We start from the raw sequence: 1035 nt of genomic DNA, 5'->3' as shown, positions 1-1035 counted from the left end.
TGTAAAGGTTACCTAATTCGTTGACAGTTTTGATTAAATTTATTAGGTGCTAACCCGTCTAAGCTTTGATGTGGTCTTTCCATGTTATAATAGTATAAATATTGTAAAATTTCTTCTTTTAAATGTTCTTTTGAATCAAAAAAAGTTTCTCTAATTACATCTTCTTCAATTGTTCTCCAAAAACGTTCTATTTTTCCATTTGTTTGTGGTCTATATGGTCTTATATACCTATGCTTAATATCTAATTCAATTAACATTCTTTCAAAAGGATGTTTATCCTTAGATTTACTTTGCTTGTTTCCAAACTCAGGACCATTATCAGTGAGCACTTCTTTAAATTTAATATTGTAATGTTCAGCTAGAATATTAAAACTTTTAAGTCCTGCAAACATTGTTGTTAATGCTGTTAAGTCCTCTGTTAACTCTACCCAAACTACTCTTGTACAAGAATCTATTACTCCATATAGATAATAACGTTTATTAGGTTGGTTGTTTATAATTCCTTTGGGTAAATAATGTGTATCTATATGGGCTAATTCTCCAGCTTTCTTTTTTATAATACGGCGTTTACTTGCTTGCATCTTAGGAGTTAATTTATTTAATCCATAACGTTTAATAATCGTATATACACCTGATGGCGATGGCGTGAACTTTTTTAAACGGGGTTTTAAAATACTACTTATTTCATATTTATTATTCCCTTTTTCTCGTAATGCAATCACTTTTTGTTCTATAAAGGGAAGTGGTCTTCTACTTTTCCATTTAGGACCCCGTTTCTGAGGTAGTAGATCTCTATCTCTTCCACTTTGTTTAAAACGATTATAATACTTTAAAAAACTACGTCTATCAATACCATTTGATTCATAAAATTCCTTGGCAAAACGATAATTAGGATGTGATTTGTTTTTTACTTGTTCATACTCTTTAATAAGAAACTGATACTTCTGAATATAGTTCCTAGCTAAGGTTAAATCATTGGTATTTATTCGCATAACAAAATATACATTTTTGTCAACGAATTAGGTAACCTTTACA

General features: G+C 29.5%; 1 protein-coding gene. It reads right to left on the bottom strand.

Features of this window, described 5'->3' with window-relative positions; translation table 11 throughout:
- Positions 1-8: 8 nt before the first annotated feature.
- The gene (locus tag Q1A01_RS23570; protein ID WP_299686017.1) at positions 9-992 is read right to left on the bottom strand and encodes an integrase core domain-containing protein; all 984 of its coding nucleotides are present in this window, start codon (positions 990-992) and stop codon (positions 9-11) included.
- Between the last annotated feature and the right edge of the window lie 43 nt (positions 993-1035).

This window comes from uncultured Dokdonia sp. (genome assembly GCF_947492815.1).
In the GTDB taxonomy this organism is placed as follows: domain Bacteria; phylum Bacteroidota; class Bacteroidia; order Flavobacteriales; family Flavobacteriaceae; genus Dokdonia.
This window is presented reverse-complemented; position numbering and strand designations above follow the sequence as displayed.

What these genes read in the sequence shown, in the direction of transcription:
- Q1A01_RS23570 (WP_299686017.1), bottom strand. Translation starts at nt 992, where the DNA reads ATGCGAATAAATACCAATGATTTAACCTTAGCTAGGAACTATATTCAG.